We start from the raw sequence: 25,581 nt of genomic DNA on the forward strand, positions 1-25,581 counted from the left end.
CGTGTGTTCGCTGTCAGTCGTCGTGCGTCGTCGGTTCGCCGGCCGTTCCGGGTTTCTCTCCTGGGGCCGTGGGGGTGTCGCCGCGCGCGAGGGCAGTCGGCCCGGTCCGCGCGATCTCGACGATCCCGAACCGGTCGAAGGCGCCGATCGCGTTGTCAATGTTCGCCTTGTCGCCGGTGAGTTCGACGGTGATTGTCTCCGGGCCGGCGTCGACCGTCCGCCCGTCGTACATCTCGGAGACGGCGTGGACCGCGGCCGGGTCGTCGGCCTCGACCTTCAGCAGGACGAGCTCGGAGGTGACCGCATCGCCGGCGACCTCGCCGACCGAGATGACCGGCTTCAGCTTCGCCATCTGCTTTTCGATCTGGTCGATGCCGGGGTCCGTCTCCTCGACGACCATCGTGATCCGCGAGTGGCCGTCGACGGTCGTCGGCCCGACCGTGAGGCTCTCGATGTTGAACTGGCGGCGAGAGACGAGCCCGGAGACGCGCGCGAGCACGCCGGGCTCGTCCTCGACCAGCGCGGAGATCACCGCGCGCCGCGACTCGTGTTCGGCCTCGACGACGGGATCGATCCGGATCCCTTCGAGGTTCCGGCGCCCCTCGGGGTGGTCGCGCTCGTCCGGCCCGGGCTGCTCGCCCGGGAGCGGTCGGGAGTCGGCGTCGGGAGTCGTGCGCGAGTCGGCGTCCGAGACGGCCGGCGCGTCGCCGTCGGAGGCGTCGCCGCTCATAGCTGGTCCTCCGCGGCCGCGAACTTCCCGTTCGCGCCGCCGCTCGGCACCATCGGCAGGACGTTCTCCTCGGGGTCGACGTGGAAGTCGACCACGGCCGGCCCCTCGTAATCGAGCGCCTCCTCGACGGCGGGCGCGACCTCGTCGTAGTCGTCGACACGCAGGCCGAGCGCGCCGAACGCCTCGGCGAGCTTGTCGAACTCGGGCATCCACGTGTAGTCGGAGGCCATGTGGCGGCCCTCGTAGAAGGCGTCCTGCCACTGGCGCACCATCCCGATGTACTCGTTGTTGAGCACGGCGATAGTGATATCGAGCTCCTCGCGGACCGCGACCGACAGCTCCTGCATCGTCATCAGGAAGGAGCCGTCGCCGTCGAAGCAGACCACGTCGCGGTCCTCCTCGCCCATCGTGTCGGCCGCGACGCGCGCGCCGACCGCGGCGGGCACGCCGTACCCCATCGTCCCGAGGCCGTGCGAGGAGACCCACGTCCGGGGCTCCGAGTACGTCCAGAACTGCGAGGCCCACATCTGGTGTTGACCCACGCCGGTGGTGACGATGGTGTCGTCGTCGGTCGCCTCGTCGAACGCCTCGACGACGAACTGCGGCTTCAGCGGCTCGTCGTCCGGCGTCGCGTACGTGAGCGGGTACGTCTCCTTCCACTCCGCGCACCGCTCGCGCCACGCCTCGGTATCGGGCCCCTCGCGGACCGCCGCCGTCAGTTGGTCGAGGACGCGCCCCGCGTCGCCGATCAGCGGGTAGTCGGCGTGGACGTTCTTGCTGATCTCCGCGGGGTCGATGTCGACGTGGATAACCTCGGCCTCGGGCGCGAACGTGTCGATCCCGCCGGTGAGCCGGTCGTCGAAGCGCGTGCCGACCGCGATCAGGCAGTCGGTGTGGGTGATCGCGAGGTTCGCGTAGCCGGTGCCGTGCATCCCCGCCCACGAGAGGCAGAGGTCGTCGCCCTCGGGGAACGAGCCGATTCCCGGCATCGTCGTCGTCACTGGGATCCCGTAGCTCCGGGCGAACGTCCGCGCCTCGTCGCTCGCGTCGGCCTTGATGACGCCGCCGCCGAACAGGCAGACGGGTCGTTCTGCCGACTCGATAGCGCGAGCAGCCTCCTCGACCGCCTCTTGATCGGCGTTCGGGTCGGGGTCGGTCCCCGCGGGGGGCGTCGCCGGACCGGGCGTCCGGTCGGTCTCGTCCTGCGTGACGTCCTTCGGGAGGTCGACGAGCGTCGGACCGGGCCGTCCGGCCCGCGACAGCTCGAACGCCTCGCCGACGGTGTCGCCGACAGTGTCCGCGCCGCCCGCGAAGTAGTTGTGCTTCGTGATGGGACGGGTAACGCCGACCGTGTCGGTCTCCTGGAACGCGTCGTTGCCGACGAACTCCGTGGGGACCTGGCCGGTCAGCGCCAGCATCGCGTCCGAGTCCATGTCTGCGTCGGCAATACCGGTGACGAGGTTCGTCGCGCCCGGGCCGGACGTGGCCATACAGAGGCCGGGCTCGCCGGCGACGACGCCGTACGCGTCGGCGGCGTGGGACGCGCCCTGTTCGTGGGCCATCGTCACGTGCCGGATCGAGGAGTCGTACAGAGCGTCGTAGACGGGCATGATCGCGCCGCCCTGAACGCCGAAGGCGGTCTTCGCGCCCGCGGCCTCGAGGGCGGCGACGACCGACTCGGCGCCGGTCGAAACGGGGCCTGCCCCCTGTTCCTCGTCCGGATCGGTCGGTTCGTCGGTCGCGGTCGCGTCGGCCGAGGCGTCGTCCGACTCGTCCGCGTCGGATCGCGGCTGTGCTGCTGTGTCGCTCATTGTCGTGGTGGTGTGCGGTGTGGCATCTGGCGGGTTGTCGTGTCGGTCGCTGCGAACGCGGGACAGACCGGGGCGCGGTTCCCGTCTCGGGAGCGGGTCTCCACGTGTGGGAACCGACCCGGTCGCCGGCGTTCGGCGGTGCGTCGCGTTGGTGAGGAAAGGGTAGTGTAGGGGGTTATACCCCTACAATAATCGGCGCGACGGCTCCCGGTACGCTCGCGCGCGCCGCGGCCGTGGTGTGCCGTCGCATCTCGCCCGGAGCAACGCGGCCGGGGTATAAATTCCTGTCGGGCGACGCGGCGCGCGGCACGGCGACGGGCGCCGCGGGGCCGACGCTGGCCCCGGTCAGAGTGCTCCCGCGACCGCCCTCGCGGTCGCTCGGGGGGCGCTCCGGTCGGGGAGGGGGTCATCAGACCCGGACCTCCTCCTCGCGCGTGACGTCCGCCTCCTCGGCGAACCGCTCGACGTCGCCGGCGGTCACCTGCCGCTTGCCGGCACCGTACTCCTTGACCCGCTTCGTAATCGCCCGGACCTCGCTGTCCGTCGGGTCGAAGCCGGCCTCTACCAGATGCTTGCGCACGCTGTGGGTGCCGGTGTGTTTGCCCAGCACGAACTCGCGCTCGGCGCCCACCATCTCCGGGGTCATCACGCCGGTCTCGAACGTGTCGGCGTTCTCGATGACGCCGGCGGCGTGGATGCCCGACTCGTGGGCGAACGCGTTCCGCCCGGTGACGGGCTTGTTCGCTGGCACCGGGATGTCCGAGGCCTCCTCGACGATCCGGGCCAGCTTGGTGATCTGGGTCGTGTCGATGCCGGTGTCGACGCCGTACACCGACTCGACGGCCATGACGACCTCCTCGTAGGCGGCGTTGCCGGCGCGCTCGCCGATCCCATTGACCGACACCTGCGCCTGCTCCGCGCCGTTCTCGAAGCCCATGACCGCGTTCGCCGCGGCCATGCCGAAGTCGTCGTGGGTGTGGACGTCGACGCGGGCGTCGGTCGCCTCGACGACCGCGTTCACCGTCTCGCCGAAGCTGGTCGGCATCCCGACGCCGCAGGTGTCGGGGATGTTGATCCAGTCGGTTCCCGCGTCGGAGACGGCCTCGACGATGTCGATCAGGTAGTCCGGATCCGTCCGAGTGGCGTCCATCGGCGAGAACATGCACTCGACGCCGGCGTCTTTCACCTGCTCGACGGCGTCGACCGCGCGCTGTTTCGCCTCCTCGCGGGTCGCGTGCATCGAGTCCTCCAGCTGAACGTCGCTGGTGGAGACGAACACGTGGACCATCTCGACGCCGGAGTCGATGGCGGCGTCGATGTCGCCCTCGACGACCCGCGCCAACCCGCAGACGGTGGTGTCCGTCGCGGCGGCGATGTCGCTGACGGCCTCGAACTCCGCGTCCGAGTTGACCGGGAACCCCGCCTCGATGACGTGGGTGTTCATGTCGTCCAGCGTCGCCGCTATGCGGCGTTTCTCATCGTAGCTGAACGACGTGCGTGGTGACTGTTCTCCGTCTCGCAGGGTCGTGTCGAAGATCCTGACAGGACCTATATCGACGTTAGAAGCTATCGTGCCCTGGAAGAACTCGATCCGCCGGGGTGTCCGACGAAGCCTCCGTGATGTCTGTCATCGGTTCACGACAAGACGGTCGGATACTTAACGGTTTGGACGATCGCAAAATCAGAGCGGACCGGCAGTTCGGTGGGCCGCGCACGGTGAGCGAAAAACCGCACGACTGCGCCCGAATCCATACACCTTAAACAGGTTATACACACACCGAGGATCGACCCCGTATTCCGATCCGGAACTGGGTTAATAAGTCGGATCGACGTTCGTTTCGTTCGGACGACGGTCGGCGCGCGGTGCGTGGCAGCCATCCGCACCGCCGGAGGGCTGCCGCCGCTCGGGGCGGACTGCGGACACCGTTACCGCCGAACCGCGGACACCGTTACCGCCGAACCGCGGACACCGCTACCGCCGGATCACGCACGCCGCTACCGCCCGAGCGCCTCCGTCACCTCGCGCCGGAGCTCGACGAGCTCGGCGTCAGCGCGCTCGCGGGGGCGGTCGATGTCGACGTCGACGACGGACGCCACCGTGCCGGGTTGGCCGCCGAGGACGACGACGCGGTCCGCGAGGTAGACCGCCTCCTCGACGTCGTGGGTGACGAGGACGACGGTCGTTCCGCGTTCCTCCCACACGTCGAGCAGGTGGTCCTGCTGGTCCGCCTTCGTCAGCCGGTCGAGCGCCGAGAACGGCTCGTCGAGCAGCAGCACCGAGGGGTCGTACGCCAGCCCCCGCGCGAGCGCGACGCGCTGCGCCATCCCCCCGGAGAGCTCGTCCGGGCGGCTGTCGGCGAACCCGTCGAGCCCGACCGTCTCGATAAGGTCGTCGACGCGCTCGCGGGCCGCGGGAGCGTCCGGGTCGACGTCGCCCGGGAGCCCGACCGCGATGTTCTCGCGGACGTCCGCCCAGTCGAGCAGCCGCGGCTCCTGGAACACCATCCCGACGGCGTCGCTGCCGCCGTCGCGCACGTCCGTCCCGTCGACCTCGACACGCCCGTCGAACTCGGCTTCGAGGCCGGAGAGCACGCGGAGCAGCGTCGACTTGCCGCAGCCCGAGGGGCCGACGACGGCGACGAACTCGCCGTCCGCGACCGCGAGGTCGACGCCGTCGAGCGCGACCGTGTCGTCGTACCGCTTCCGGAGACCGTCGACCGCGAGGACGGGATCTGCTTCGGCGGACGCGGCGTCGGCTTCGTCGGCCTCGCGGGTCGGTGTCGCGGCGTCGGCCTCAGCGTCCGACGACACGGTCTCTCACCTCCTTCACCGCGACGTCCGAGCAGTTGCCGAGGAAGGCGAACAGCAGGATCGACCCCACGATGATGTCGGGCCGCGCGAGGGTCCGCCCGTCGCTGAGCAGGAACCCGATCCCCTGGCTCGCCGCGATCAGCTCGGCGGCGACCACGAACATCCACGCCAGCCCGACGCCGCCGCGGATCCCGACGAGCAGGTCGGGGAGCGCGGCCGGGAACACGACCCGGCGCAGCGACTCGACGCGCCCGAGGTCGTACACCTCGGCGACCTCCAGCAGCTCCTCGTCGACCGCGGCGATGCCGGTCGAGAGGTTGAGGTACACCGGGAAGAACGCGCCGACCGCGATGAGCAGCACCTTCGCGGTCTCGCCGATGCCGAACCAGAGCAGGAACAGCGGCACCCACGCCAGCGACGGGATGTTCTTCAGGCTCTGGAGCAGGGGGTCGAGCAGGTCGCTCGCCGTCCGGGAGAGCCCAGTCGCGGTCCCGAACAGGCTGCCGACGACGATCCCAAGGCCGGCGCCGAGGACGACGCGCTGGACCGTGATCGCGACGTGACCCCACAGCTCGCCGGACGCCGCCAGCCCGTACAGCGTCTCCGCCACCCGCAGCGGCGCCGGCAGCTGGTGGGCCGCGAAGACACCAGTCGCGACGGAGAGGTGCCAGACGACGACGAGCGCGGCGGGGACGAGCAGCCCGAGCAGGGGGCGGAACCGCCTCGCGGCGGGGAGGGGAACCGGGCCGAGCCCGTGAGACTCGGCGCCGCCGGCCGACCCGCCCGCCGTCGACCCGCGGCCGGAGTCGGAGTCGCGGGAGACGTCCGACTCCCGGCGGGTGTCGGCGGCCATCTCAGACGACCTCGCTCGCGAACTCGGCGTCGATCAGCTCGTCGACGTTGCCGGCGGGGTCCGCGTCGTCGGTCACGAGGTCCTCGCGTTCGAGGATTGGTGAGAGGTCGGAGAGGAGTTCGCGGTGCGGCTCGCCCGGGATCGGCTCGGAGAGGTCGTTCCGCTGGGTGAACACGCGCTCCGCGACCGGCGCCGACATCTCGGAAGCGTCGGCGAGGATCCCCGCAGTCGCCTCGGGGTTTGCGATGGCCCACTCGCGGCCGCGCTCGTAGGCCTCGAGGACGCGCGTCGCGTCCTCGGTGCGGTCCGCAAGGAACCCGTCGAGGAAGTTCAGGAAGCCGTAGGTGTTGTACCGGGGCTCGCGGAAGAACAGCTCCGCGCCGTCGTGTTCGAGCTCCAGCTCCGCCATGTGGGGGTCGAGCCCGGCCCACGCGTCGACGTCGCCGCGGACCAGCGCGGACTGTCCCTCCGGGTGCTGGAGGTTGACGACCTCGACGTCGTCTTCGCTCAGCCCGGCGTCGCCCAGCGCCTGGAGCAGGAAGAAGTACGGGTCGGTGCCGCGCGTGGCGGCGACCCGCTTCCCCTCCAGGTCCGCGACCGACTCGATCCCGGTCTCCTCGAAGGTGACGAGCGCGGTCCACTCTGGCTCCGAGTAGACGTACGGCGTCGTGATCGGCACGCCGTTCGTGCGGGCCATCAGCGCCGCGATGCCGGCGGTCGAGGAGACCTCGGCTTCGCCGCTCTGGGCGTACTCGTTCGCCTGGTTGCTCCCGAGGCTCAACACCCACTCGACGTCGGTGTCGGTGTCCGCGAACGCCTCCTCGAGCCAGCCCTTCTCGCGCAACACGAGGCTGACCGGGTTGTAGTACGCGTAGTCGACCGTCACCGTCCCGGATTCGCTCCCGCCCCCGACGCAGCCGGCGACGAGCGAGCCGCCGATCGCCGCGCCGGTACCGCGCAGGAATTGTCTTCGTTCCATCGTGACTCCTGCTACCGGTGCCACTCATAAGGGGATATGGCTATGGAGAATATTCAACTCCGGCTATGATGTTCTATGGTTATTTATTTTTGTCAATGAGTGGGGTTCACACGGTCCTTGAACGTCGCCTCACGGCGCCTGACGGCTCGTCGTGCGTTTCCGACCCGACCTCACGGGTCGGCGAAGCAGTTCGGCTCGCGTTCCGGGTGCCGGATCATATTGCTGGTTGTTGGCGCCGCCGGCGCCGTCGACCGCGAGAAACCACCGACTGCGCCGGCCGGGCGGTCCGCCGCCGCAGCTACATCCCCATGTCAGCTGCGGCGTCCGGCACCGGGAGGTCGGGGACGTCGACGCCGAGCAGTTCGGCGGCGTGGTCAAGCGCCATGTCGAACCCGTAGTACCGCTCTAATTCGTCGCCGTCGGGGCCGGACCGGACCTTCAGCATGGCGTACCCCTCGGCGTTCTGCGCGACGGTCGCCTCGCGGCCGTCCCGCGAGAAGGTGAGCAGGCGTTCGCCGTCCGTCTCCTCGTAGCGGGCCGCGACGCCGTTCGCCGTCGCGGTCTCCGTGTCGGTCATACCCGTGATAGGGGCCGGTCCCTGTCGAACCTGTCGGTCGTTATCGGGGGTCCCACCCGTGGAACTCCGTCCCCGACTCCAGTTCGAGGTCGAACGTGTCGATCATCCCGCCGAGCGCGTCGTACCCTTCGGCCGTCGCGGCGATGCCGACGATCGTCTCGTCGTCGTACAGCGCCGCGATCTCGTCGTGGGCGACCGCGTCGACCTCACTGCGGACGACCGCGAGCGCGTACTCGACCAGCGTCGTCTCCCCGTCGCCGAAGGGCCCGGTGTCCCCGCGGCCGAGCGCCGCGATCTCGTCGTCGTCGATCCCCACGCCGCGGGCGATGTTGACGTGCTGGTGCCACTCGTAGCGGTTTCCGACCTCGCTCGCGACCGCCAGGATGACGAGTTCGCGCTCCCGCTCGGTGAGGCCGCTGTCGGCCCACAGCGACCCGAGGAACGACCTGAGCCCCGCCAACACCTCGGGGTTGTTGCCGATCGACTGGTACACGTGGAGCGGTTTGCCCTGAAGCGACGACTCCAGGAGGTCCTCGTACTCGTCCGGCACGTCCGCCGCCTCGGCGTAGGGAACGCGGGCCATGGCGACCGGTCGCGGCGGCGGAGCATAGGTGTACGCGACTCGGTATCGTTCGCCGCGATCGCTACGTCGCTGGCCGCGATCGCTACGTCGCTGGCCGCGATCGCTACGTCGCTGGCTGCGACCAGTATCGATGCAGCCGGTCGGGCCTGGATCGAGGAGCCGTCGGCGCGGTGTCGCGGCGATTCGCGATGGCAAGCTTAAGGGACGCCACGCACCAACTTGCGGTAATGAGTACCGAGGTGACCCGCCGGCGGGCGTGGGTGATGGCCGCGCGTCCCCAGACGCTCCCTGCCGCGGCCGCACCGGTGATCGTCGGCGTCGGGCTGGCGCTTGCCGACGGGGTGTTCGCCCCGCTTCCCGCGCTGGCGGCGCTCGTCGGCGCGGCGCTGATCCAGGTCGGCACGAACTTCGCGAACGACTACTACGACGCGATCCAGGGCGCCGACACCGACGACCGCGAGGGGTTCACCCGCGTCGTCGCCAGCGGCCTCATCGAGCCGGCCGAGGTGAAGCGGGCGATGTGGCTCACCTTCGCTGCCGCGATTCTCGTGGGGACCTACCTCGTCGCCGTCGGCGGCGTCCCGATCCTCGTGATCGGGCTCGCCTCCGTCGCGGCCGGAATCGCCTACACCGGCGGCCCGTACCCCCTCGGCTACCACGGTCTCGGCGACCTCTTCGTGTTCGTCTTCTTCGGCGTCATTGCGGTGATGGGGACCTACTACGTCCAGACGGCGGCGCTCCTTTCTGGATGGTTCCCCGTCGGCATCCCGGCCGGCACCGTGACGCTCGCGGCGCTCGTCGCGAGCCTTCCGATCGCCGCGCTGTCGACGAACATCCTCGTCGTCAACAACCTCCGCGACCGCGAGGAGGACGCCGCGACGGGCAAGCGCACGCTCGCCGTCCGGTTCGGCTACCGGTTCGCCCGCGCCGAGTACCTCGCGATGCTCGCCGCCGCCTACCTCGCCCCGCTGTGGTTCGTCGCGCGCGGCGAGGGCCTCGCGACGCTGCTCCCCCTCGTCACCCTCCCGCTGGCGGCGGCCGTCGCGCGGACGGTGCTGACCGAGACCTCGGGCGAGGCACTCAACCCCGCACTCGAATCGACCGGCAAGCTGCTCGCGGCGTACGCCGTCGCGTTCGCCGTCGGCCTCGCGGTGTGATCGACGACGATCCCCGCGGCGAGAGTCCGGTTCGCGCGATGCGACACCGGTCGTTCGCGCTCGACCTGATCCGCCCGCTCGGCACCGCCCGCGGAGCGATCCGTCGGCGAGAAGGGTTCCTGATCGCGGTCGAACGCGGGAGCGACGGGGACAGCGCGGGGGGCGACAGAGGCGGCGCGGTCGGCCTCGGCGAGGCGACCCCGCTTCCGGGGTGGACGGAGTCACGCGAGGCGTGTGCGGCGGCGCTCGACGGAGTGGGCGGGCAGGGTGGGTCCGAGTCGCCGCTGGAGGTACTCGACGCGGCGTCGACGCCGGCCGCGCGACACGGCATCTCCCTCGCGCTCGCCGACGCCGCCGCCCGCGACGCGGGAGCGCGACTCGCGGACCGGCTCGCGGACGCGGCCGGTGTAACCGCGACGCCCGCGGATGCCGTCCCGGTCAACGCGACCGTCGGCGACGGGTCGCCGGACGAGACCGCTGCCGAGGCGAGGCGGGCGGTCGATTCGGGGTTCGACTGCCTCAAGCTGAAGGTCGGTGCCCGCGACGTCGACGCGGACATCGAGCGCGTCCGCGCGGTCCGCGAGGCGATCGGTGACGCGGTCTCGCTCCGCGCGGACGCGAACGGCGCGTGGGACCGGGAAACAGCTCGCCGCGCGCTCGACGCGCTGGCCGCGTTCGACCTCGCGTACGTCGAACAGCCGCTCCCGGCGGACGACCTCGACGGGCTGGCGGCGCTCCGCGAGCGCGGCCCGACCGACGGCGCGGGCGGCGCGGTCCGGATCGCCGTCGACGAGTCGGTCGCGGCCCGCGGGGTCGACGCGGTGCTGGACGCGGACGCCGCGGACGCGGTCGTTCTCAAGCCGATGGCGCTCGGCGGCCCGGACCGCGCGCTCGCGGCCGCGTTGCGGGCGCAGCGGGCGGGCGTCGACCCCGTCGTCACCACCACGATCGACGCGGTCGTCGCGCGGACGGCCGCAGTCCACGTTGCGGCCGCGACACCCGACGTCCCCCCGTGCGGGCTCGCGACCGGGTCGCTGCTCGACGAGGACTTGGCGTCCGATCCCTGTCCGATCGCGGACGGGCAGATCGCGGTCCCGACCGGTCCGGGGCTCGCGGGCGGCGCGTTCGAGGACCTGCGGCGGTGGTAGCGGACGCGGATCTGACGCCGCTCGGGCTCGTCTCGGGCACGACCCGGGCGACTGGGGCCCCGGCTCGCCGCAGGGGGACGGACTTTTCACCACGACCGGCGAACGGAGGCGTATGAGCGAGTGGACCGACGCCATCGTCGGCGAGCGGATGACCGTCGACAACCAGTTCAACGAGCGCGTCGCGGCGTCGCGCTTCTCCAGCCAGGAGTGGGGACTGATCATGACGGCCACGGAGTTCGAGATCGAGAACGCCGACGACCCCGAGGCCGCCCGGGTCGTCGCAGACACGTCGAGCCTCCCGGCGATCATGCCCGAACTGGAGAACCTCCGGTCGCAGATGGCGGGGATGGGCGGCGCTCCCGGCGGCGACGGCGCCGGCGACTCCGGCGGGTCGGGCGGCGTCGTCGACTCGATCAAGGGCGCGCTCGGGCTCGGCGGCGGGGGCGGATCCGGCGGTCCCTCGGACGAGGAACTGGAGGCCGCCGAGCGCCTCGTTCAGGAGTACGCCGACGAGCTACAGGCGCACTTAGAGGAAGTCGGGAAGTGGGAACAGGTCCGCGTCGCGTATCAGGAGTAGCCGACCCCGCAGTTCGGCCGCTCGGCGGCCGCTCGCCCCGGCTCGTTACTCCACGTCGCTACCGCGGAACAGAGTGAGCTCCTCCGCCTCGTAGATGCTGATGAGCTCGCTGACGATCTCGTCGTACTCCTCGTCGTCGACCCGGAGCGCGTCCAGCCGCTCGACCGTCTCCTCGTCGAGGTGTATCTGGGGCATACGCGGCGGTTCGTCGTCCGGAGAATAAAAGATGTCGGCGGAAACGAGGTCCCGGGAGCGCCCGACAGGACCGCTGCGGACCGGACCGGTTGTCGGCCGTGGACGGGGAGTTAGTCGTGGCACTCGGAATCGGCGCGGAGTTCGGTCGGAGCGTCAGCGCTCGAATCGTCGGCCGCGAGCGCCCGGCGAGCCGACTCTTCGACGTCCTTGACCGTAAGATCGACATTCGGGGACACGAACTGACCGTTGAGGAACAGCGTGGTGTCGGGCTCGGTCGACCAGTCGACCACCACTTCGGAGGGGAGGGTCGGCCGCTCCGTCGGGTCGCGACCGATGAGCCGGGTCTTGTCATCGAAACAGTCGTACACGATCTGATGCTCCGCTCCGAGCCACGAGGCGGGGGAAAGCACCGTTCGCCACGTGAGGCGGTGTTCCGATTCCGTCACGGACTCGAAGAATGAGAGCCGGGGCGTAGGGGGATTCGGAGGGACCACGACCGTAGCGGAGTCGCCCGCGAACCGGACGGGGGACCGACCGGAGAGTTGTAGCGTAGCGAGGGACGTGTCGAGCGCGAGACCCACGGAGGCAAGTAGCTCAACTAGCGTTCGTATCCGGTCGTCCGGAATCCGACCGTCGATCACCGCGGAGCCGGTGCCGCCGCGTCGGACCGCGTCGGCTCCGATCGCGACGCTTTGGCTCCCCTCGAAGACGCTAACCGCCGGGGCCGACCGACCGTCCGCGGCCGCGCGGCGAGGGGTCTCGACCGGATCGGAGTCCGCGACCGGGGTTCCCCCGTCGAGGGGGAGGTCACAGTACAACAGGTCGATCGACGGGTCCGAGAGCACCTCTACGACGGTGTCCGCGGTCGGCGTTTCGAGAACCGAAAGCGACCCGACGCCGGCGGCGAGCGATGGGGTCGTGAGCGCCTCGTGAAGTCGCTGCGCTCGGTCGGCGGACTGGACGAGGAGGGTGACGTTCGCTTCCCCGGGGTTCGGAGTCTTTCGCCGAAGCGCGTGTTCGTACCCTGCCGGGAGCGCTGCGGCGGTCCACGCCGGGAGCGGGTCCGCGTCCGGGTCCGGTACCGGGCCGCCGTCGCGTGGGGGTGACCGCAGACTGTCGGTCGGCCGATCCGCCGTCGTGAGCCCCACTGGGTCTCCCGTGCGTGTCCGCTCGGTCGAACCGCGGACTCGGACGGGTGCGAGGACGTGCGCGAGGTGGGGCAGGACTTCCGCGCTCGCGGGACCGGGACGAAGTACCGCCTCAGTCGACCACTCGGGGGTATACGGTGCGACAGTCTCAGGGTCGACTTCCATGTACTCCATCAGCCGCTCGCTGGGTGAGAGCTCGTCCAGATTCGGCGGATAAAACGGGAGCTGAGCTCCGACCTGATCGTACTCCTCCCTGTCGGAGAGCGTGTAGCCGTCGGTCCGCACGAGCGTGTCGAGGAAGAACCACGTGCGCAGCAGTTCCTCGGCTCGCTCTTCGAGCCCGCGACCGTCCGTCGGGAGCCGCTCCGTGTATCCGTTGTCGAGCCGGACGGCCGGTACCTTGCCGATCGTCATCGGCGCGCCGAGGTAGTACGCGAGCGTCGAGAGGCGGTACACGTCGGCGTACGTCGGTCGGACGACGACCTCGACGCCCGTGTCGGGGACGGTCAACGGGCTCGGAATGTCGAGCGATTCGCCTCGCCGGATTTGAGGGGGATACCCGCGCAGCGTCGGCCAGGACCGCTCCGCGGAGAACTCCCGGATCGACGACCCCAACACCGACACCGCCTCCGCGAGGGCCTCCGGATCGTCGGGGACGGTGATCGTCGCCTCCGGACGAGTGTGGAGCGACCGCGCGCCGAGGCTGACGGTCGTCGGGCGGTCGAGCGCGACCTCGACCGGGTCGGAGCCTTCGACCCCGCTCACGGAGAGTTCTGCGTCTTCGAACCTGAGGGACGCCTTCGTCACGCCAGTGATCTCGATACAGTACGATCCACGCGGGAACTCCATCGGTTCGCTGGGCCGCCCGATGAACTCGCCCCCGTCGTCTCGGACGACGATCGACGTGTACTCCGGAACGGTAAGCGATTCCGCCTCGAAACTGACCGCGTCGTCGACCGGAGACGGGAATAACGCGGGCAGCGCCGGACTGAGATCCGGCTCGCGGTCGACGCCGAGCCGCATCTCCTCGCCCTCGATCACGTCCCGGACGGTGAGCGTCGTCCCGTCGACCTCGAACGCGATGCGCCCCCCGGATGCCCCGTCGTTCACTGGATTAGTCTGATTCGCCAACACGTATGAGGTTGTTGGTAATTATCTCGTTTCGGAGTTCTGAAGCGTGCTACCGTGGTTCTTGCTCGCTTTCGTCCAACCCTGACAACAATCTTAACATCGGCCGACTCGGACGAGTACGCATGGACGGGCCCGGATCGGAACCGATCGACCGCGCGCTCGCCGCGGCGTTTCCTGACCGCGAGGTCGACCGGCTGACCGGCGTCGGCCCCTCCTGGAACGGCGCCAACGAGACGGTCGGCGTCGTCTTCGCCGACGGTGAGCGAGGGTTCCTCAAGGTCGCACTCGCCGACGAGAGCCGCCGGCTCGCCCGAGAGCGCGCCGTGCTCGGATACGTGGGGGAACACGGGCCACTCGCGGTCCCCGAGGTGCTGGCGGCCGACCCGGACGGCGACCCGGCGTACCTCGCGACGGCACCGGCGCCCGGCCGAGGGCTGTTGGGCGTCTACGAGGCGGCGAGCGGCGACGAGCGCGAGCGACTGCTCCGCCGCGTCGGGGGCGCGCTCGCCGCGCTCCACGCCGACCGGTTCGAGAGCCACGGGGAGATCGTCGGCGCGGGAACGGAGACCGGAAGCGCGGCGGAGGGAGCGGTGACGGCGGACGCCGACGCGCCGACCGGACTCGCGATCGAGTTCGCGTCGTGGACGGACGTGCTGCTCGCGACGGTCGAGCGGACGCGTGAGATCGGCACCTCCGAGCGGCTCGCGGACCACTACGACGCCGTCGTCGACTGCGTGCGCGCGAACCGGGACCTGCTCGACGGCGCGCCGGCGGCGCTGCTCCACGGCGACGTCACGAAGCCGAACCTCTTCGTGACGGCCGAAGGCGGCAGGGCGGACGCAACCGCTACCGACGACCCGGGCGTCGCGGCGATCGACTGGGAGCTGTCACACGTCGGCGACCCGGCTCGGGACTTGGTGCGCGCGGAGGACCAGCTGCTCAACGGGTTCGACTCGACCGGCCCGGACCGGTTCGTAGCGGCCCTACGAGAGGGCTACCGCGAGCGTGCGGGGTCGCTGCCGGAGGGGTTCGACCGACGGCGGCCGGTCTACGAGGTCATCAGGATGCTCGGGCGCTCGGAGTTCATCGATCAGTGGGTACCGTACCTCGACGAGCCCCTCGATGCCTTGGTCGAGCGGGCGGACGCCGAGCTGCGGGCGCGGCTCGACGCGGTCTGAGCGCGGCTCCGATGCGGCGAAAGCGCCGCTCTACCGGTTCCACGCGGCGTCGTCGGGATCGATCTGGCGTTCTTCGGGGTCGAGCCCGTCGATCTCATCGAGGTCGGCGTCGGGCAGGTCGACATCGACTGCGCGCAGGTTCTCCCGCAGGTGGTCGCCTCGCCCCTTCGGGATCGGCACGATCCCGCGATCGAGCGCCCACGCGAGCGCGACGACCGCCGGCGAGAGGTCGTTCCGCTCCGCGATTTCGAGGATCGCCGGGTCGTCGAGGATCTCCCCGCGGCCGAGCGGGGAGTAGCCCACGAGCCGGTGGTCGAACTCGTCGGCGAGGGCGCGCAGTTCCGGCTGCCGGAACCGCGGGTGACACTCGACCTGGTGGGCCGCGATCGGCGCGTCGAGGATCTCCCGGGCCTCGCGCAGCAGGTCGGGGGTGAAGTTCGAGACGCCGACGTGGTCCGTCACGCCAGCGTCGCGGAGGTCGTCGAAGGCGGGCAGCGTCGCCTCCGCGTCGTACGCCCGGATCGGCCAGTGGACGTACAGGAGGTCGACCCGGTCGAGGCCGAGTCGGTCGAGGCTCTCGTGTGCGGTCTCGCGCACGTCCTCGGGCGCGAGGTTCTCGGGGTGGACCTTCGTGGCGACGACCACGTCGTCACGGTCGACGTCGCTCTCGGCGATCCCCTCGCCGACGGCGGCCTCGTTGTCGTACATCTGCGCGGTGTCGACGTGGCGGTAGCCGGCCTCCAGCGCCGCGGCGACGGTGTCGGTACAGGTCTCGGGGTCGTCGAGCCCGGACGTTCCGAGCCCGATCGACAGGTCGAGCGGTGGCACGAGTTTCGCTTTCGAGCGCGGGGCCAAAAAGGCGCGCGAGCCGGCACGCCGCGATCCCGCGGCTTCGTGCGTGTCCCGCGTGCCTGCTGCGTCCCGCACCATTAATCCGTCGCGTCCGTAGGACCGGTCGATGGCGACCGGCCCCGCGCTCCCCTCGACCCCGGAGCCGCTCCCGCTTGGCGCGCTCTCCGACCCGCTCCTCGTCGACCCCGGACCGCGGCTGCTCCACGCGGTCGTCGAGGCGTACCGCGAGGCCGCCCCGGCGCTCGTCGAGCCGACCGTCCAGAATCTGTCAGGTGAAGCTGAGGGGGACGTCGAGGGCGGCGAAGAGGGCAACCTCGACTCGTGGGAACTACCGACGCTGAAGGTGGTCGCGGGCGAGAGCGCGATCGACGTCGCGACGGCCGGGTTTCGACCGGCGAGCCGGCTCGCGGCGCTGCTCGACGCGGACCTGCTCGATCTCCGGGTCCTCGACGCGCCGCAGCCGAACCCGGTGCTGGCGGGGGCGGAGACGGGGTTCGCGCTGGTGGAATCGGTGGACCGTGACGCGGCCGGAGCGCCGAGTCGGTGGCACCGCGTCGGCGACGACGCCTCGCTCCGCGAGCGGTACGCCTCGGCGTTCGCGGCGGCCGAGCCGTACGGGCTCCGAACGCCGAGCCGGCGGCGCGTGTACGAGGGGTTCGCGGCGCGGTGCGACGAGTCGGTCGCGACCGCGGTGCTTCGCGCGCTCGACGTTGAACCAGCGGGGAACGGGGGTCCCGACCCGGAGGAGACCCGAATTCGCGCCTACGCGGTCGGCGCCCGCGAAGGCGCCCTCGACCGCACCCTCCGACGGGCCTGCGAGGACGCCGGGCTCGGGAGCCCCTCGACGTTCACGCGAATAAAACGGCTCCTTCGCGAGGCCGACCTGATCGAGACCGTCTCCGAGCCGCAGCCGGTCGGGCGCCCGCGCGAGCGGCTCCCCGCGCGGGGCGCGCTCGCGGCGGCCGAGACGCCCGAAGAGACGGTCGCGGCGGTTCGCGGTGTAACGGAGTGAGAAGCGTTCGGATGCCCGTCTCCGGGCGTCATCCCGGACGGATCAGTCGTCTTTCGTCTTGATGTCCGCCGAGAGCCCCTGCGCCATCTCGATCTCCTTCGAGTTGTTCAGGGTCCACGCGGTGCGGTCGGTGACGGCCTCGATCGCCTCCCGGGCGGAGGGGTAGCCGTTGCCGGACTTCTTCACGCCGCCGAAGGGCAGCTGGACCTCGGCGCCGATGCACGGGAGGTTCCCGTACGCCAACCCTAACTCGGCGCGGTCGCGGTAGTAGTTGATCTGCCGGTAGTCCTCGGAGATGATCGCACCCGCCAGCCCGTAGTCGGTGTCGTTCTGGATCTCGACGGCCTCCTCGATGTCGCCGTCGTACTCCATGAGCGCGACGTGGGGCCCGAACACCTCCTCGTGGGTACACGTCAGGTCGGCGTGGGCGTCGGCCTCGTAGACGAACGGACCGACCCAGTAGCCGTCCTCGTGGCCGTCCGGGATCTCCTCGTCGTCGAGCTCGGTCCGGTCGACGAGCACGTTCACGCCCTCCTCGCGGGCCGCCTCGTTGTTCCGGGTGACCTTCTCGCGGTGTTCTTCCTCGATGAGCGGCCCCATGAAGGTGTCCTCGTCGAGGGGGTCGCCGACCGCGACCGACTCCGCGACCTCGACGAACCGCTCCTTGAACTCGTCGTACACGTCCGTGTGGACGATCAGGCGCTCGGAGGAGACGCAGCGCTGGCCGGTGGTCTTGAACGAGGACATCACTGCGGAGTGGACTGCGACGTCGAGGTCCGCCTCCTCGGTGACGACGATGGCGTTCTTGCCGCCCATCTCGCAGGCGGCGCGCTTGCCGGCGACGCCGCCGAGCTTCTCTTGGATGTGGTGGCCGACCTCGGCCGAACCGGTGAAGATGACGGTGTCGACGTCGTCGTTCTCGACGATCGCGTTGCCCGCGTCGCCGAACCCCTGGACCATGTTGAACACGCCGTCGGGGATACCGGCGTCGTCGAACATCTCCGCGATGATCTGCGCGCACCACGGCGTCTGCTCGGCCGGCTTGAAGACGACGGTGTTCCCCTCCACCAGCGCGATGGCCATGTGCCAGTAGGGGATCGCGACGGGGAAGTTCCACGGCGTGATGCAGCCGGTGACGCCGCGCGGCTTCCGGCGCATGTACGCGTCCTTCGAGGGGATCTCCGAGGGGACGATGTCCCCCTTCGGGTGTCGGGCGTCGCCCGCGGCCCACTCGACCATGTGCGCGGCCTCGACCACGTCCGCTCTCCCCTCGCTGATCTCTTTGCCGCACTCCTTCGTGACGATCTCTCCGAGCTCGTCGGTCCGGTCGCGAAGCTCGTGGTACACGTCCCAGAGGTACTCCGCGCGCTGGACCCGCGAGAGCTCGCGCCACTCCTCGAACGCCGCGTCCGCGGCGTCGACCGCGCGGTCCACGTCCTCGGGGGTTCCCTGGCGGAACTCCCCGAGCGTCGCTCCGGTCGCGGGGTTCTCGCTCTCGAAGGTCTCGGACCCGTCGCCGTCGACCCATTCGCCGTCGATGTAGTGCTGGTAGGGCTGCGCCATGTTCGGGACATCCCGTCGGCACGTCCAAATAACCCACCCTACCATGGTCGGCAGGGTCTTCGTGGTTCGCTACCAAGGAAAGGTGAACAATGGCGACAACCGACGCGGACGGGGCGGGAGAGTGGGCCGGAACCAGGCTCACGCTGGACCTGTGGCATCCGAACTGCTGGGCGATCGAGGCGACGGGCCGGACCGACGGCGGCGTGTTGGCACACGCGATATACAACTCGCCGCGGGCCGAGAGCGACGCGCCGAACACGGTGAACGGCCTTTTCACGGCGTTCGGAGACACGAACGAGGAGGTCGAAGCGCTGCTCGACGCGATCCGCGAGTCCGACCGCGCGGGGAACCTCTTGGAGCTACAGGAGCGGTTCGGGCGCGCCCGGGACGCCCCGGGCAACGTCGTTCGCGAGTTCTTCTTGGAGTACGACCCGGCGGACATGGTGTGTCCGACGCTCTTAGAACACGGCTTTGTCCACAGCGCGCCGGTCCGGATCGAGGGCGGACGCGAGGAGTGGCAGGTGTGTTTCGTCGGCGAGCGCACCGATATCCGGGAGTCCCTCGACGCGGTTCAGGAGGCGGCCGGCGCGGAGGTGACGGTGGAGTCGATGTCGTCGTCGGGCCACGCGGGACGAACTCCCCGCGAGCAGCGGCTCGACACGCTGACCACGACCCAGCGGAAGGTGTACGAACACGCCCGCGATGCGGGCTACTACGAGTGGCCCCGAGAGGCGTCGACGCGCGAGCTCGCCGAGGACATGGACGTCTCGAAGACGACGCTGCTCGAACACCTCCGGAAGGCGGAGTCGAAGCTGCTGGACCCGTGATCGGCGGTGTCGACGGCAGAGCGAGTGTTGCAGAGTGTCGAGCGCGGTACGGTATTTAAATACCCGCGAGCGATAGCGGCGATTGTTTATAAATGAAGGCGGTGGCGCGCCCCGGTGAGCGGCCCGGAGGGCCGCGAACCGACGGCGCGAGGGAGTCGCTGGCGGCGGTCGCCGCCAGCGACGAGGCTGGGGAGGCGTGAGGTGCTGTGCGGTCGCAGTCGGGTGGGACTCAAAGGGGCAGTCGCGAGGACGGCGCAGGTGACGTAAGGACCGCAAGGAGCGAGCGAAGCGAGCGACTGAGGACCGCAGCGAGCGTGCGCCGTCCTCGCGACTGGGGCTTTGGAGGTGTTCGCCGCCGATCTGCTAGCGGCTATTTATAAGCGAGCGACTGGGGCTTTGGAGGTGTTCGCCGCCGATCGGCTAGCGGCTATTTATAAGCGAGCGACTGGGGCTTTGGAGGTGTTCGCCGCCGATCTGCTAGCGGCTATTTATAAGCGAGCGACTGGGGCTTTGGAGGTGTTCGCCGCCGATCGGCTAGCGGCTATTTATAAGCGAGCGACTGGGGCTTTGGAGGTGTTCGCCGCCGATCGGCTAGCGGCTATTTATAAGCGAGCGACTGGGGCTTTGGAGGTGTTCGCCGCCGATCTGCTAGCGGCTATTTATAAGCGAGCGGCTGGGGCTTTGGAGCGTCCGTCGTCGGTCCGTCAATCACTTATAAAAATCTGACCGCATCACCACACTCCGATTGACAGATCGTAACGCCGGATCGCCAGTTCCTGACCCGATTCGTTCAGCAGTTTTCGAGGCGGAGCCTCCGGCCTCAAGGAGCGAGGGGTTCCGACGCTCAGTCGGAAGCGCGACGCGAGTAGGCCGGAGAGGAAGCCGACACGAACTTTCGCAACCACTATGTTACACCATATCTCACTGCCAGCTAGTGCTGTGCGTCCACAAGTGGCGCGCAGTACGGGCCGCAGTAGCCCGGCCCTGAATGGTGGGTTTGTCGACCCCGAAGGGCGTCCGGTAGGCGGGGCGCACAAGACGCCCCGTCGCGCCAACCGAGGGCGAAAACCACATCAAAGCCCCACCCTCAACGAGCGAGGCCGCAAGGCCGAGCGAAGTAGGGTGGGGTCGGTTACTTCCCGACGATCGCGCGCAGCGCGAACAGCGCGTTCGACTTGCGCTCCCGGATCCGCCGGTAGAAGTAGGAGAACCACTTGGACCCGTACGGGATGTACTGGTAGACTTTCACGTCGTCTTCGGCGGCGAGTTCGAACTGCGCCGACTCCCGGACGCCGGTCAGCATCTGTACCTCGTAGGGGGTCCCGTGGTCGGCGTACAGCTCCTTCGCGTACTCGATCATCGCGGGGTCGTGGCTCCCGACGGCGACGCCGTCGTCGAACGCCTCGAACATGTACGCGAGGCAGTCGCGGTACGACTCGTCGACGCGCGCCTTCTTTTTATACGAGATCTCGGCCGGCTCGTCGTACGCGCCCTTGACGAGTCGGACCTTCCCCGGGAGCTCTGCGAGCCGTTCGAGGTCCTCGCGGGTCCGCTTTAAGTTCGCCTGGACGCAGACGCCGACGTTGCCGTCCGTCTCGACCGCGTGCCGTTCGAACGCGTCGAGCGTCACGTCGGTGGTCTCGTGGTCCTCCATGTCGATCCAGACGAAGGTGCCCGTCCCGTCCGCTCCGGTCTCCGCCGACCCGGTCGCGGACGGCGCGTTGGCCGCTTCGACGATCCGCGCGAGGTTCTCCTCGAAGACGTCGTCGCCGATGTCGAGGCCGATCTGACTCGATTTGACGGAGACGCAGGCGTCGACGTCGCGCTCCGCGATCGCCTCGACGAGGTCGACGTACGCGTCGGCGTCGGCGTCGGCTGGGGGCCGTTCCTCGTAGTGTTCGCCGAGCAGGTTCAGGATGCCGGCCACGCCGCGGTCGTTGAGCCCCTCGACGTGAGCGAGCGCCGCCTCCGGCGTCTCGCCGGCGACAAAGTTGCTCGCGATGGGCGGGATCATGCGATCACTGCGGATCCGGAGCGGTATATATTGGCACCCGACCAATCGTTCCAGAAATATATTTTTGTATAAAACGTTTCCAGTGCCACTACCAGCCGATTCATCGATCTGCCCCGCTCGCCCCGACCATGGACGGGCCGGGGTTAAGGTAGCCGAATGTGCTCGGGACTATCGGATACATATGTCACGGGATACCACGGACATGACGGATCGGCGGACGCTGCTGAAACTGACCGGCGGTGCGGGGCTCGTCGGACTGTCGGGCTGTCTCAGCACGACCGACGACGGCGGCGACGGCGAGAACGGGAGCGACGGCGACGACGGCGGCGACGGCAGCGATGGCAGCGACGGCAGTGACGGCGGCGACGGAGACGACGGGGGAGACTCGACCGAGGCCTACGAGATCGGGATGGTCGACTCCCAGACCGGGTCGCTGTCGGCGTTCGGCGAGCGGAACCAGCGCGGCGTCAACCTCGCGCTCTCTCGCGTCAACGAGATCGGGATCGACGGGCGAGACCTCGATATCGTCGTCGAGGACTCCGAGAGCGAGAATCAGGGCGGGATCGCCGCCGCCCAGAAGCTCGTCAACCAGGACGGCGTCCCCTTCCTGATCGGCGCGGTCGGCTCCGGCGTCTCGCTGGCCATCTACGAGAGCGTCGTCGAGGGGACCGACGTCGTTCAGCTGAGCCAGAACTCCACCGGACTCAACCTCACCGAGTTCCCGGGACTGCTCCGGATGTCGCCGTCGGGACGGAGCCAGTCGCTCGCGCTCTCGAACCTCATCACCGACGACGGCTACGACGAGGTGGCGATCACCTACGTCAACAACGACTACGGCCAGAGCCTCACGGACGCGTTCGTCGACGCGTACGAGGGCGAGGTCGTCTACAACACGCCCCACGACCAGGACCAGCAGTCGTACTCCGGCGTCATCTCGGAGATGAACAGCTCCGGCGCCGACGCGTGGCTGTTCATCACCTACCAGGCCGAGTTCGCGACGATGGTCAACGAGGTGTTCTCCTCGGGGTACGAGGCGCAGTTCTACGGCGCCGACTCCGTCTCCGGCGACAACGTCTTGGAGAACACCCCGGAGGGGAGCATCGAGGGGATGAAGATCGTCGTCCCGTCCGCGCCCGTCGAGGAGGAGAACTACCAGTCGTTCGCGGACGCCTTCGAGTCCGAGTACGGCCGACAGCCGACCTCGTGGGCGGCGTACGCGTACGACTGCGTGATCAACGCCGCGCTCGCGATCCAGGCCGCGGACGAGTTCACCGGCGAGGCGCTCCAAGACACCGTCCGGCGCGTCTCCGGCCCGGAGGGCGAGGAGGTGACCTCCTTCGAGGCCGCGAGCCAGATTCTCGCGGACGGCGGCGGGCCCGACGACGTCGACTACCAGGGGGTCAGCGGCCCCATCGACTTCGACGAGAACGGTGACCCGGTCGGCTTCCTTCAGGTCCTGGAGGTCCAGGACCACGAGTACGAAGGCATCGACTTCATCGAAGGCTAATCTCGACCGATGATCGTCCTCGGATACCTGGCTAACGGGCTGGTGTTCAGCAGCATCATCGTCCTCGGCAGCATCGGGCTGTCGCTGGTGTACAGCATCGCGGACTTCGCGAACTTCGCGCACGGCGACACGATGACGATCGGCGCGTACTCGGCGCTCGTGACCTTCGGCGCCGTCGGCGGGCTCGGCGGCGCGGTGTTGGGGCTCCCGTACGGCTTCTTCGTGGCGTTAGTCGTCGGGATCGCCGTCGCCGCGGTCGTCGCGGTCGCCACCGAGAAGCTCATTTACGAGCCGCTCGACGTCGACTCGATCGGCCTGCTGATCACGTCGATCGGGATCGCGTTCATCTACCGCGCGGTGATCCAGATCCGGTTCGGTTCCGACTTCACCCGGTTCGACGTCCAGCCGCTGCGGCCGATCGAGGCGCTGGTGCCGTACGGCGTCCGGATAACGCTCCACGACGTCGCGATATTCGGGTCGGCGGTGGTGCTCGTCGTCGGGCTCCACGTCCTGCTCCAGTACACCGACCTCGGTCGGAAGATGCGCGCGATGGCGGACAACCCCGACCTCGCGCGGGTCAGCGGTATCCGGACGAAGCGGGTCAAGCTGTGGACGTGGGTCATCGGCGCCGGGCTCGCCGGCGCGGGCGGCGTGTTCCTCGGGCTCTTCAACCAGCTCGCGCCCCGGATGGGCTTTAACCTCCTGCTGGTGATCTTCGCGGCGGTGATCCTCGGCGGGATCGGCTCCGTCTACGGCGCGATGGCGGGCGGCTTCCTCATCGGCATGATAAACCAGCTCACGCCGTTCTTCTCCAACGTCGTCGAGGCGCTACCGATCCGTCCGAACTGGCTCGCGACCGTGATCGAGAACATGATCACCATCGAGTACGCGAACGCGATCGCGTTCGTGATCATGGTCGTCGTGCTGTTGGTCCGGCCCAACGGGATCGCCGGGGAGGCCGCGACGTGAGCCTCCTCGACGACCCGAAGGCGGCGTTCGCCGACCTGTCTCGCCCGGAGGGGTGGGTGCTCGGCGTCAGCGTCGCGTTCCTGCTGTTCCTCTTCGTCGCGATGCTCACCGGCGCGCTCGGCCCGACGTACTTCCTGTTCCTCGTCGGATTGGCGGGGATGTACGCGCTGCTGTCGTTCGGGCTGAACGCCCAGTGGGGGTTCACGGGCCTGATCAACTTCAGCGTCGCCGCGTTCTTCGGCATCGGCGCGTACGGCACCGCGCTGATGACCGCGAGCGGCTCGCCGATCGCCGGCGGATTCAGTCCGATCGTCGGGCTCGCCGTCGCGCTCGTCGTCGCGCTCGCGCTGGCGCTACTCATCGGGATTCCGACGCTCCGGCTCCGGGCCGACTACCTCGCGATCGCGTCGCTCGGGCTCGCGGAGGTCGTGCGGCTGATCGTGTTGAACGAGCGCTGGCTGACGAACGGCAGCGCGGGGCTGCGCGGCATCCCGGGCTTCTTTGACGGGTGGCCGGTGCTCTCGACGTTCCCCGAGGCGATGCCGGGGCTCCGGCTGGTGGTGATCCCCGGGTCGCCGGTAATCTTAGAGACGGCGTTCTGGCAGGCGGCGCTGAACGTCCTGTTGGTGCTCGCGTTCGCGGGCGCGGCGTACTTCGTCCTCCGGCGCGCGCACCGGTCGCCGTGGGGGCGCGTGCTGCGCACGATCCGCTCCGACGAGGACCTCGCTCGGGCGCTCGGGAAGAACACCTACTCGTTCAAGATGCAGTCGTTCATCCTCGGCAGCCTGATCATGGCGCTGGCGGGCGTGTTCTACGCGCACCTGAACCTCTACGTCGGGCCGGGCGACCTCGACCCGATCACGACGTTCTACGCGTGGGTCGCCGTGATCTTGGGCGGCAGCGGCTCCAACCGCGGGGCGCTGTTCGGCGGGATCGTCATCGTCACGATCCGCGAGGGGACGCGCTTCCTCAACGACGTGGCGCTGCCGATCGACCCCGCGCCGCTGCGGCTGCTGTTGATCGGCGTCGTCATCGTCGCCGTCATGCGCTACCGGCCGCAAGGCGTCCTCCCGCCGCAGCGGGAGCTGATCTGGCCGAGCGCGGTCGACGGGGGCGGAACGCCCGAGACGCCGGACAGCGGCGTCCGCGAGCGGAAGGGAGGTGGTGACGATGAGTGAGGGCGCGCTTCCCAAGGACGACGCCGTCCTCCGCGTCGACGACCTCCAGAAGTCGTTCGGCGGGCTCGCGGCGACCGACCACGCGACGTTCGCGGTCGAGCGCGGCACCATCACCGGGCTCATCGGCCCGAACGGGGCCGGCAAGTCGACGCTTTTCAACCTCATCTCCGGCTTCTACGAGCCGGACGGCGGGACCGTGGAGGTGAACGGGACCGACGTGACGGGGTTAGAGCCCTACGAGGTCGCGGAACACGGGCTCATCCGGACGTTCCAGACGCCGCGCAAGCTGGAGGGGATGACGGTCCGCGAGGCGATGTTAGTCGGGCCGCGGAAACAGCCCGGCGAGTCGTTCCTCACACTGTTCACCTCGCCGGGAACGGTCGCCGAGAGCGAGTCGGCCAACCTCGCCGAGGCGGAGCGGATCTTGGCGGACTTCGAGATCGACCACCTCGCGACCCAGCCCGCCACCGACATCTCCGGCGGCCAGATGAAGCTCGTCGAACTCGCGCGGGCGATGCTCGCCGAGCCGGAGGTGCTGCTGCTCGACGAGCCGGTGGCCGGGGTGAACCCGACGCTGGCGAAGAAGCTCAAAGAACAGATTCGGCGGCTCAACGAGCAGGGGACGACGTTCCTGCTCATCGAACACGACATGGAGTTCGTGATGGACCTCGCGGACCCGATCGTCGTCTTAGACCAGGGACACGTCCTGACGGAGGGGACGCCGGAGGGGGTCCGGAACGACCAGCGCGTCATCGACGCGTACCTCGGAGGCGGCACATGA

At 69.5% G+C, this 25,581-nt stretch carries 24 protein-coding genes; 11 read left to right on the forward strand and 13 right to left on the reverse strand.

Annotation, left to right across the window (positions count from 1 at the left end; translation table 11 throughout):
- Positions 1 to 13: 13 nt before the first annotated feature.
- The 8 genes from ilvN to B378_RS0106060 all read right to left on the reverse strand — a co-directional run bounded on the left by ilvN (position 14) and on the right by B378_RS0106060 (position 8,344).
- Positions 14 to 730, reverse strand: coding sequence for an acetolactate synthase small subunit (gene ilvN / locus B378_RS0106025; protein WP_017342916.1), 717 nt, complete (start codon positions 728 to 730; stop codon positions 14 to 16).
- Positions 727 to 2,541 (reverse strand): biosynthetic-type acetolactate synthase large subunit, encoded by a 1,815-nt coding sequence (gene ilvB, locus B378_RS0106030; RefSeq protein ID WP_017342917.1) that lies wholly within the window; start codon positions 2,539 to 2,541, stop codon positions 727 to 729. Before ilvB ends, ilvN begins: the two co-directional genes overlap by 4 nt.
- A 409-nt stretch (positions 2,542 to 2,950) precedes the next feature.
- Complete coding sequence (locus B378_RS0106035; protein ID WP_192812436.1) at positions 2,951 to 4,111, reverse strand: LeuA family protein; 1,161 nt, start codon at positions 4,109 to 4,111, stop codon at positions 2,951 to 2,953.
- Between the two features lie 425 nt (positions 4,112 to 4,536).
- Entirely contained in the window at positions 4,537 to 5,352 is an 816-nt protein-coding gene (locus tag B378_RS0106040; protein WP_017342919.1) for an ABC transporter ATP-binding protein, read from the reverse strand.
- Positions 5,336 to 6,205 carry an ABC transporter permease gene (locus B378_RS0106045; RefSeq protein WP_017342920.1) on the reverse strand — a complete coding sequence of 290 codons (870 nt, stop codon included), beginning with the start codon at positions 6,203 to 6,205 and terminating at the stop codon, positions 5,336 to 5,338. The genes B378_RS0106040 and B378_RS0106045 overlap by 17 nt, the downstream gene beginning before the upstream one ends.
- Position 6,206: 1 nt before the next feature.
- Positions 6,207 to 7,184, reverse strand: a complete 978-nt coding sequence (locus tag B378_RS0106050) for an aliphatic sulfonate ABC transporter substrate-binding protein (RefSeq protein ID WP_017342921.1) — start codon at positions 7,182 to 7,184, stop codon at positions 6,207 to 6,209.
- A gap of 298 nt (positions 7,185 to 7,482) precedes the next feature.
- Positions 7,483 to 7,761, reverse strand: a complete 279-nt coding sequence (locus tag B378_RS0106055; protein WP_017342922.1) for a hypothetical protein — start codon at positions 7,759 to 7,761, stop codon at positions 7,483 to 7,485.
- 40 nt (positions 7,762 to 7,801) lie between these two features.
- On the reverse strand, positions 7,802 to 8,344 hold the full coding sequence (locus B378_RS0106060; RefSeq protein ID WP_017342923.1) for a carboxymuconolactone decarboxylase family protein: 543 nt from the start codon (positions 8,342 to 8,344) through the stop codon (positions 7,802 to 7,804).
- 227 nt (positions 8,345 to 8,571) lie between these two features.
- Here B378_RS0106060 and B378_RS0106065 point away from each other — a divergent pair, with 227 nt between their 5' ends.
- The 3 genes from B378_RS0106065 to B378_RS0106075 all read left to right on the forward strand — a co-directional run bounded on the left by B378_RS0106065 (position 8,572) and on the right by B378_RS0106075 (position 11,226).
- The gene (locus tag B378_RS0106065) at positions 8,572 to 9,501 is read left to right on the forward strand and encodes a 1,4-dihydroxy-2-naphthoate polyprenyltransferase (protein ID WP_017342924.1); all 930 of its coding nucleotides are present in this window, start codon (positions 8,572 to 8,574) and stop codon (positions 9,499 to 9,501) included.
- On the forward strand, positions 9,498 to 10,649 hold the full coding sequence (locus tag B378_RS0106070) for a mandelate racemase/muconate lactonizing enzyme family protein (protein WP_017342925.1): 1,152 nt from the start codon (positions 9,498 to 9,500) through the stop codon (positions 10,647 to 10,649). Before B378_RS0106065 ends, B378_RS0106070 begins: the two co-directional genes overlap by 4 nt.
- Positions 10,650 to 10,761: 112 nt before the next feature.
- Positions 10,762 to 11,226 carry a DUF5799 family protein gene (locus tag B378_RS0106075; protein WP_017342926.1) on the forward strand — a complete coding sequence of 155 codons (465 nt, stop codon included), beginning with the start codon at positions 10,762 to 10,764 and terminating at the stop codon, positions 11,224 to 11,226.
- A 45-nt stretch (positions 11,227 to 11,271) separates the two neighbouring features.
- Here the strand turns inward: B378_RS0106075 and B378_RS17045 are convergent, their stop codons facing one another.
- Both B378_RS17045 and B378_RS0106085 read right to left on the reverse strand, forming a co-directional pair.
- Positions 11,272 to 11,421, reverse strand: a complete 150-nt coding sequence (locus B378_RS17045; RefSeq protein ID WP_017342927.1) for a hypothetical protein — start codon at positions 11,419 to 11,421, stop codon at positions 11,272 to 11,274.
- 110 nt (positions 11,422 to 11,531) lie between these two features.
- Positions 11,532 to 13,679, reverse strand: coding sequence for a hypothetical protein (locus B378_RS0106085; protein ID WP_017342928.1), 2,148 nt, complete (start codon positions 13,677 to 13,679; stop codon positions 11,532 to 11,534).
- 143 nt (positions 13,680 to 13,822) lie between these two features.
- Here B378_RS0106085 and B378_RS0106090 point away from each other — a divergent pair, with 143 nt between their 5' ends.
- Positions 13,823 to 14,878: a phosphotransferase family protein gene (locus tag B378_RS0106090; protein ID WP_017342929.1), complete on the forward strand. Its 1,056-nt coding sequence runs from the start codon at positions 13,823 to 13,825 to the stop codon at positions 14,876 to 14,878.
- Positions 14,879 to 14,908: 30 nt separating this feature from the next.
- Here B378_RS0106090 and B378_RS0106095 read toward each other — a convergent pair whose 3' ends face one another.
- Positions 14,909 to 15,706 (reverse strand): aldo/keto reductase, encoded by a 798-nt coding sequence (locus tag B378_RS0106095; protein WP_017342930.1) that lies wholly within the window; start codon positions 15,704 to 15,706, stop codon positions 14,909 to 14,911.
- A 130-nt stretch (positions 15,707 to 15,836) separates the two neighbouring features.
- Between B378_RS0106095 and B378_RS0106100 the strand changes: the two genes are divergently transcribed.
- Positions 15,837 to 16,742: a DUF5821 family protein gene (locus B378_RS0106100; RefSeq protein ID WP_017342931.1), complete on the forward strand. Its 906-nt coding sequence runs from the start codon at positions 15,837 to 15,839 to the stop codon at positions 16,740 to 16,742.
- A 42-nt stretch (positions 16,743 to 16,784) separates the two neighbouring features.
- Here the strand turns inward: B378_RS0106100 and B378_RS0106105 are convergent, their stop codons facing one another.
- On the reverse strand, positions 16,785 to 18,305 hold the full coding sequence (locus B378_RS0106105) for an aldehyde dehydrogenase family protein (RefSeq protein WP_017342932.1): 1,521 nt from the start codon (positions 18,303 to 18,305) through the stop codon (positions 16,785 to 16,787).
- Positions 18,306 to 18,394: 89 nt separating this feature from the next.
- On the opposite strand from B378_RS0106105, the gene B378_RS0106110 reads away from it, so the two are divergent.
- Positions 18,395 to 19,132 carry a helix-turn-helix domain-containing protein gene (locus B378_RS0106110; RefSeq protein WP_017342933.1) on the forward strand — a complete coding sequence of 246 codons (738 nt, stop codon included), beginning with the start codon at positions 18,395 to 18,397 and terminating at the stop codon, positions 19,130 to 19,132.
- A 345-nt stretch (positions 19,133 to 19,477) separates the two neighbouring features.
- Entirely contained in the window at positions 19,478 to 19,858 is a 381-nt protein-coding gene (locus B378_RS17280; protein ID WP_237738321.1) for a hypothetical protein, read from the forward strand.
- 406 nt (positions 19,859 to 20,264) lie between these two features.
- On the opposite strand, the gene B378_RS0106130 is transcribed toward B378_RS17280, so the two are convergent.
- The gene (locus tag B378_RS0106130; protein ID WP_017342936.1) at positions 20,265 to 21,146 is read right to left on the reverse strand and encodes a proline dehydrogenase family protein; all 882 of its coding nucleotides are present in this window, start codon (positions 21,144 to 21,146) and stop codon (positions 20,265 to 20,267) included.
- A 181-nt stretch (positions 21,147 to 21,327) separates the two neighbouring features.
- Between B378_RS0106130 and B378_RS0106135 the strand changes: the two genes are divergently transcribed.
- From B378_RS0106135 to B378_RS0106150, 4 genes are read left to right on the forward strand one after another with little or no spacing between them, the layout of a single operon-like run.
- Complete coding sequence (locus B378_RS0106135; RefSeq protein ID WP_026046194.1) at positions 21,328 to 22,653, forward strand: ABC transporter substrate-binding protein; 1,326 nt, start codon at positions 21,328 to 21,330, stop codon at positions 22,651 to 22,653.
- 9 nt (positions 22,654 to 22,662) lie between these two features.
- Entirely contained in the window at positions 22,663 to 23,622 is a 960-nt protein-coding gene (locus B378_RS0106140) for a branched-chain amino acid ABC transporter permease (RefSeq protein WP_017342938.1), read from the forward strand.
- The gene (locus B378_RS0106145; RefSeq protein WP_017342939.1) at positions 23,619 to 24,800 is read left to right on the forward strand and encodes a branched-chain amino acid ABC transporter permease; all 1,182 of its coding nucleotides are present in this window, start codon (positions 23,619 to 23,621) and stop codon (positions 24,798 to 24,800) included. The genes B378_RS0106140 and B378_RS0106145 overlap by 4 nt, the downstream gene beginning before the upstream one ends.
- Entirely contained in the window at positions 24,793 to 25,581 is a 789-nt protein-coding gene (locus B378_RS0106150) for an ABC transporter ATP-binding protein (RefSeq protein ID WP_026046195.1), read from the forward strand. Before B378_RS0106145 ends, B378_RS0106150 begins: the two co-directional genes overlap by 8 nt.

The sequence above is a fragment of the Halorubrum sp. T3 genome (assembly GCF_000296615.1).
GTDB lineage: Archaea > Halobacteriota > Halobacteria > Halobacteriales > Haloferacaceae > Halorubrum > Halorubrum ruber.

What these genes read in the sequence shown, in the direction of transcription:
- ilvN (WP_017342916.1), bottom strand. Translation starts at nt 730, where the DNA reads ATGAGCGGCGACGCCTCCGACGGCGACGCGCCGGCCGTCTCGGACGCC.
- B378_RS0106090 (WP_017342929.1), top strand. Translation starts at nt 13,823, where the DNA reads ATGGACGGGCCCGGATCGGAACCGATCGACCGCGCGCTCGCCGCGGCG.
- B378_RS0106135 (WP_026046194.1), top strand. Translation starts at nt 21,328, where the DNA reads ATGTCACGGGATACCACGGACATGACGGATCGGCGGACGCTGCTGAAA.
- B378_RS0106045 (WP_017342920.1), bottom strand. Translation starts at nt 6,205, where the DNA reads ATGGCCGCCGACACCCGCCGGGAGTCGGACGTCTCCCGCGACTCCGAC.
- B378_RS17045 (WP_017342927.1), bottom strand. Translation starts at nt 11,421, where the DNA reads ATGCCCCAGATACACCTCGACGAGGAGACGGTCGAGCGGCTGGACGCG.
- B378_RS0106130 (WP_017342936.1), bottom strand. Translation starts at nt 21,146, where the DNA reads ATGATCCCGCCCATCGCGAGCAACTTTGTCGCCGGCGAGACGCCGGAG.
- B378_RS0106110 (WP_017342933.1), top strand. Translation starts at nt 18,395, where the DNA reads ATGGCGACAACCGACGCGGACGGGGCGGGAGAGTGGGCCGGAACCAGG.
- B378_RS0106060 (WP_017342923.1), bottom strand. Translation starts at nt 8,344, where the DNA reads ATGGCCCGCGTTCCCTACGCCGAGGCGGCGGACGTGCCGGACGAGTAC.
- B378_RS0106065 (WP_017342924.1), top strand. Translation starts at nt 8,572, where the DNA reads ATGAGTACCGAGGTGACCCGCCGGCGGGCGTGGGTGATGGCCGCGCGT.
- B378_RS0106150 (WP_026046195.1), top strand. Translation starts at nt 24,793, where the DNA reads ATGAGTGAGGGCGCGCTTCCCAAGGACGACGCCGTCCTCCGCGTCGAC.
- B378_RS0106050 (WP_017342921.1), bottom strand. Translation starts at nt 7,184, where the DNA reads ATGGAACGAAGACAATTCCTGCGCGGTACCGGCGCGGCGATCGGCGGC.
- B378_RS0106140 (WP_017342938.1), top strand. Translation starts at nt 22,663, where the DNA reads ATGATCGTCCTCGGATACCTGGCTAACGGGCTGGTGTTCAGCAGCATC.
- B378_RS0106055 (WP_017342922.1), bottom strand. Translation starts at nt 7,761, where the DNA reads ATGACCGACACGGAGACCGCGACGGCGAACGGCGTCGCGGCCCGCTAC.
- ilvB (WP_017342917.1), bottom strand. Translation starts at nt 2,541, where the DNA reads ATGAGCGACACAGCAGCACAGCCGCGATCCGACGCGGACGAGTCGGAC.
- B378_RS0106100 (WP_017342931.1), top strand. Translation starts at nt 15,837, where the DNA reads ATGGCGACCGGCCCCGCGCTCCCCTCGACCCCGGAGCCGCTCCCGCTT.
- B378_RS0106075 (WP_017342926.1), top strand. Translation starts at nt 10,762, where the DNA reads ATGAGCGAGTGGACCGACGCCATCGTCGGCGAGCGGATGACCGTCGAC.
- B378_RS0106105 (WP_017342932.1), bottom strand. Translation starts at nt 18,305, where the DNA reads ATGGCGCAGCCCTACCAGCACTACATCGACGGCGAATGGGTCGACGGC.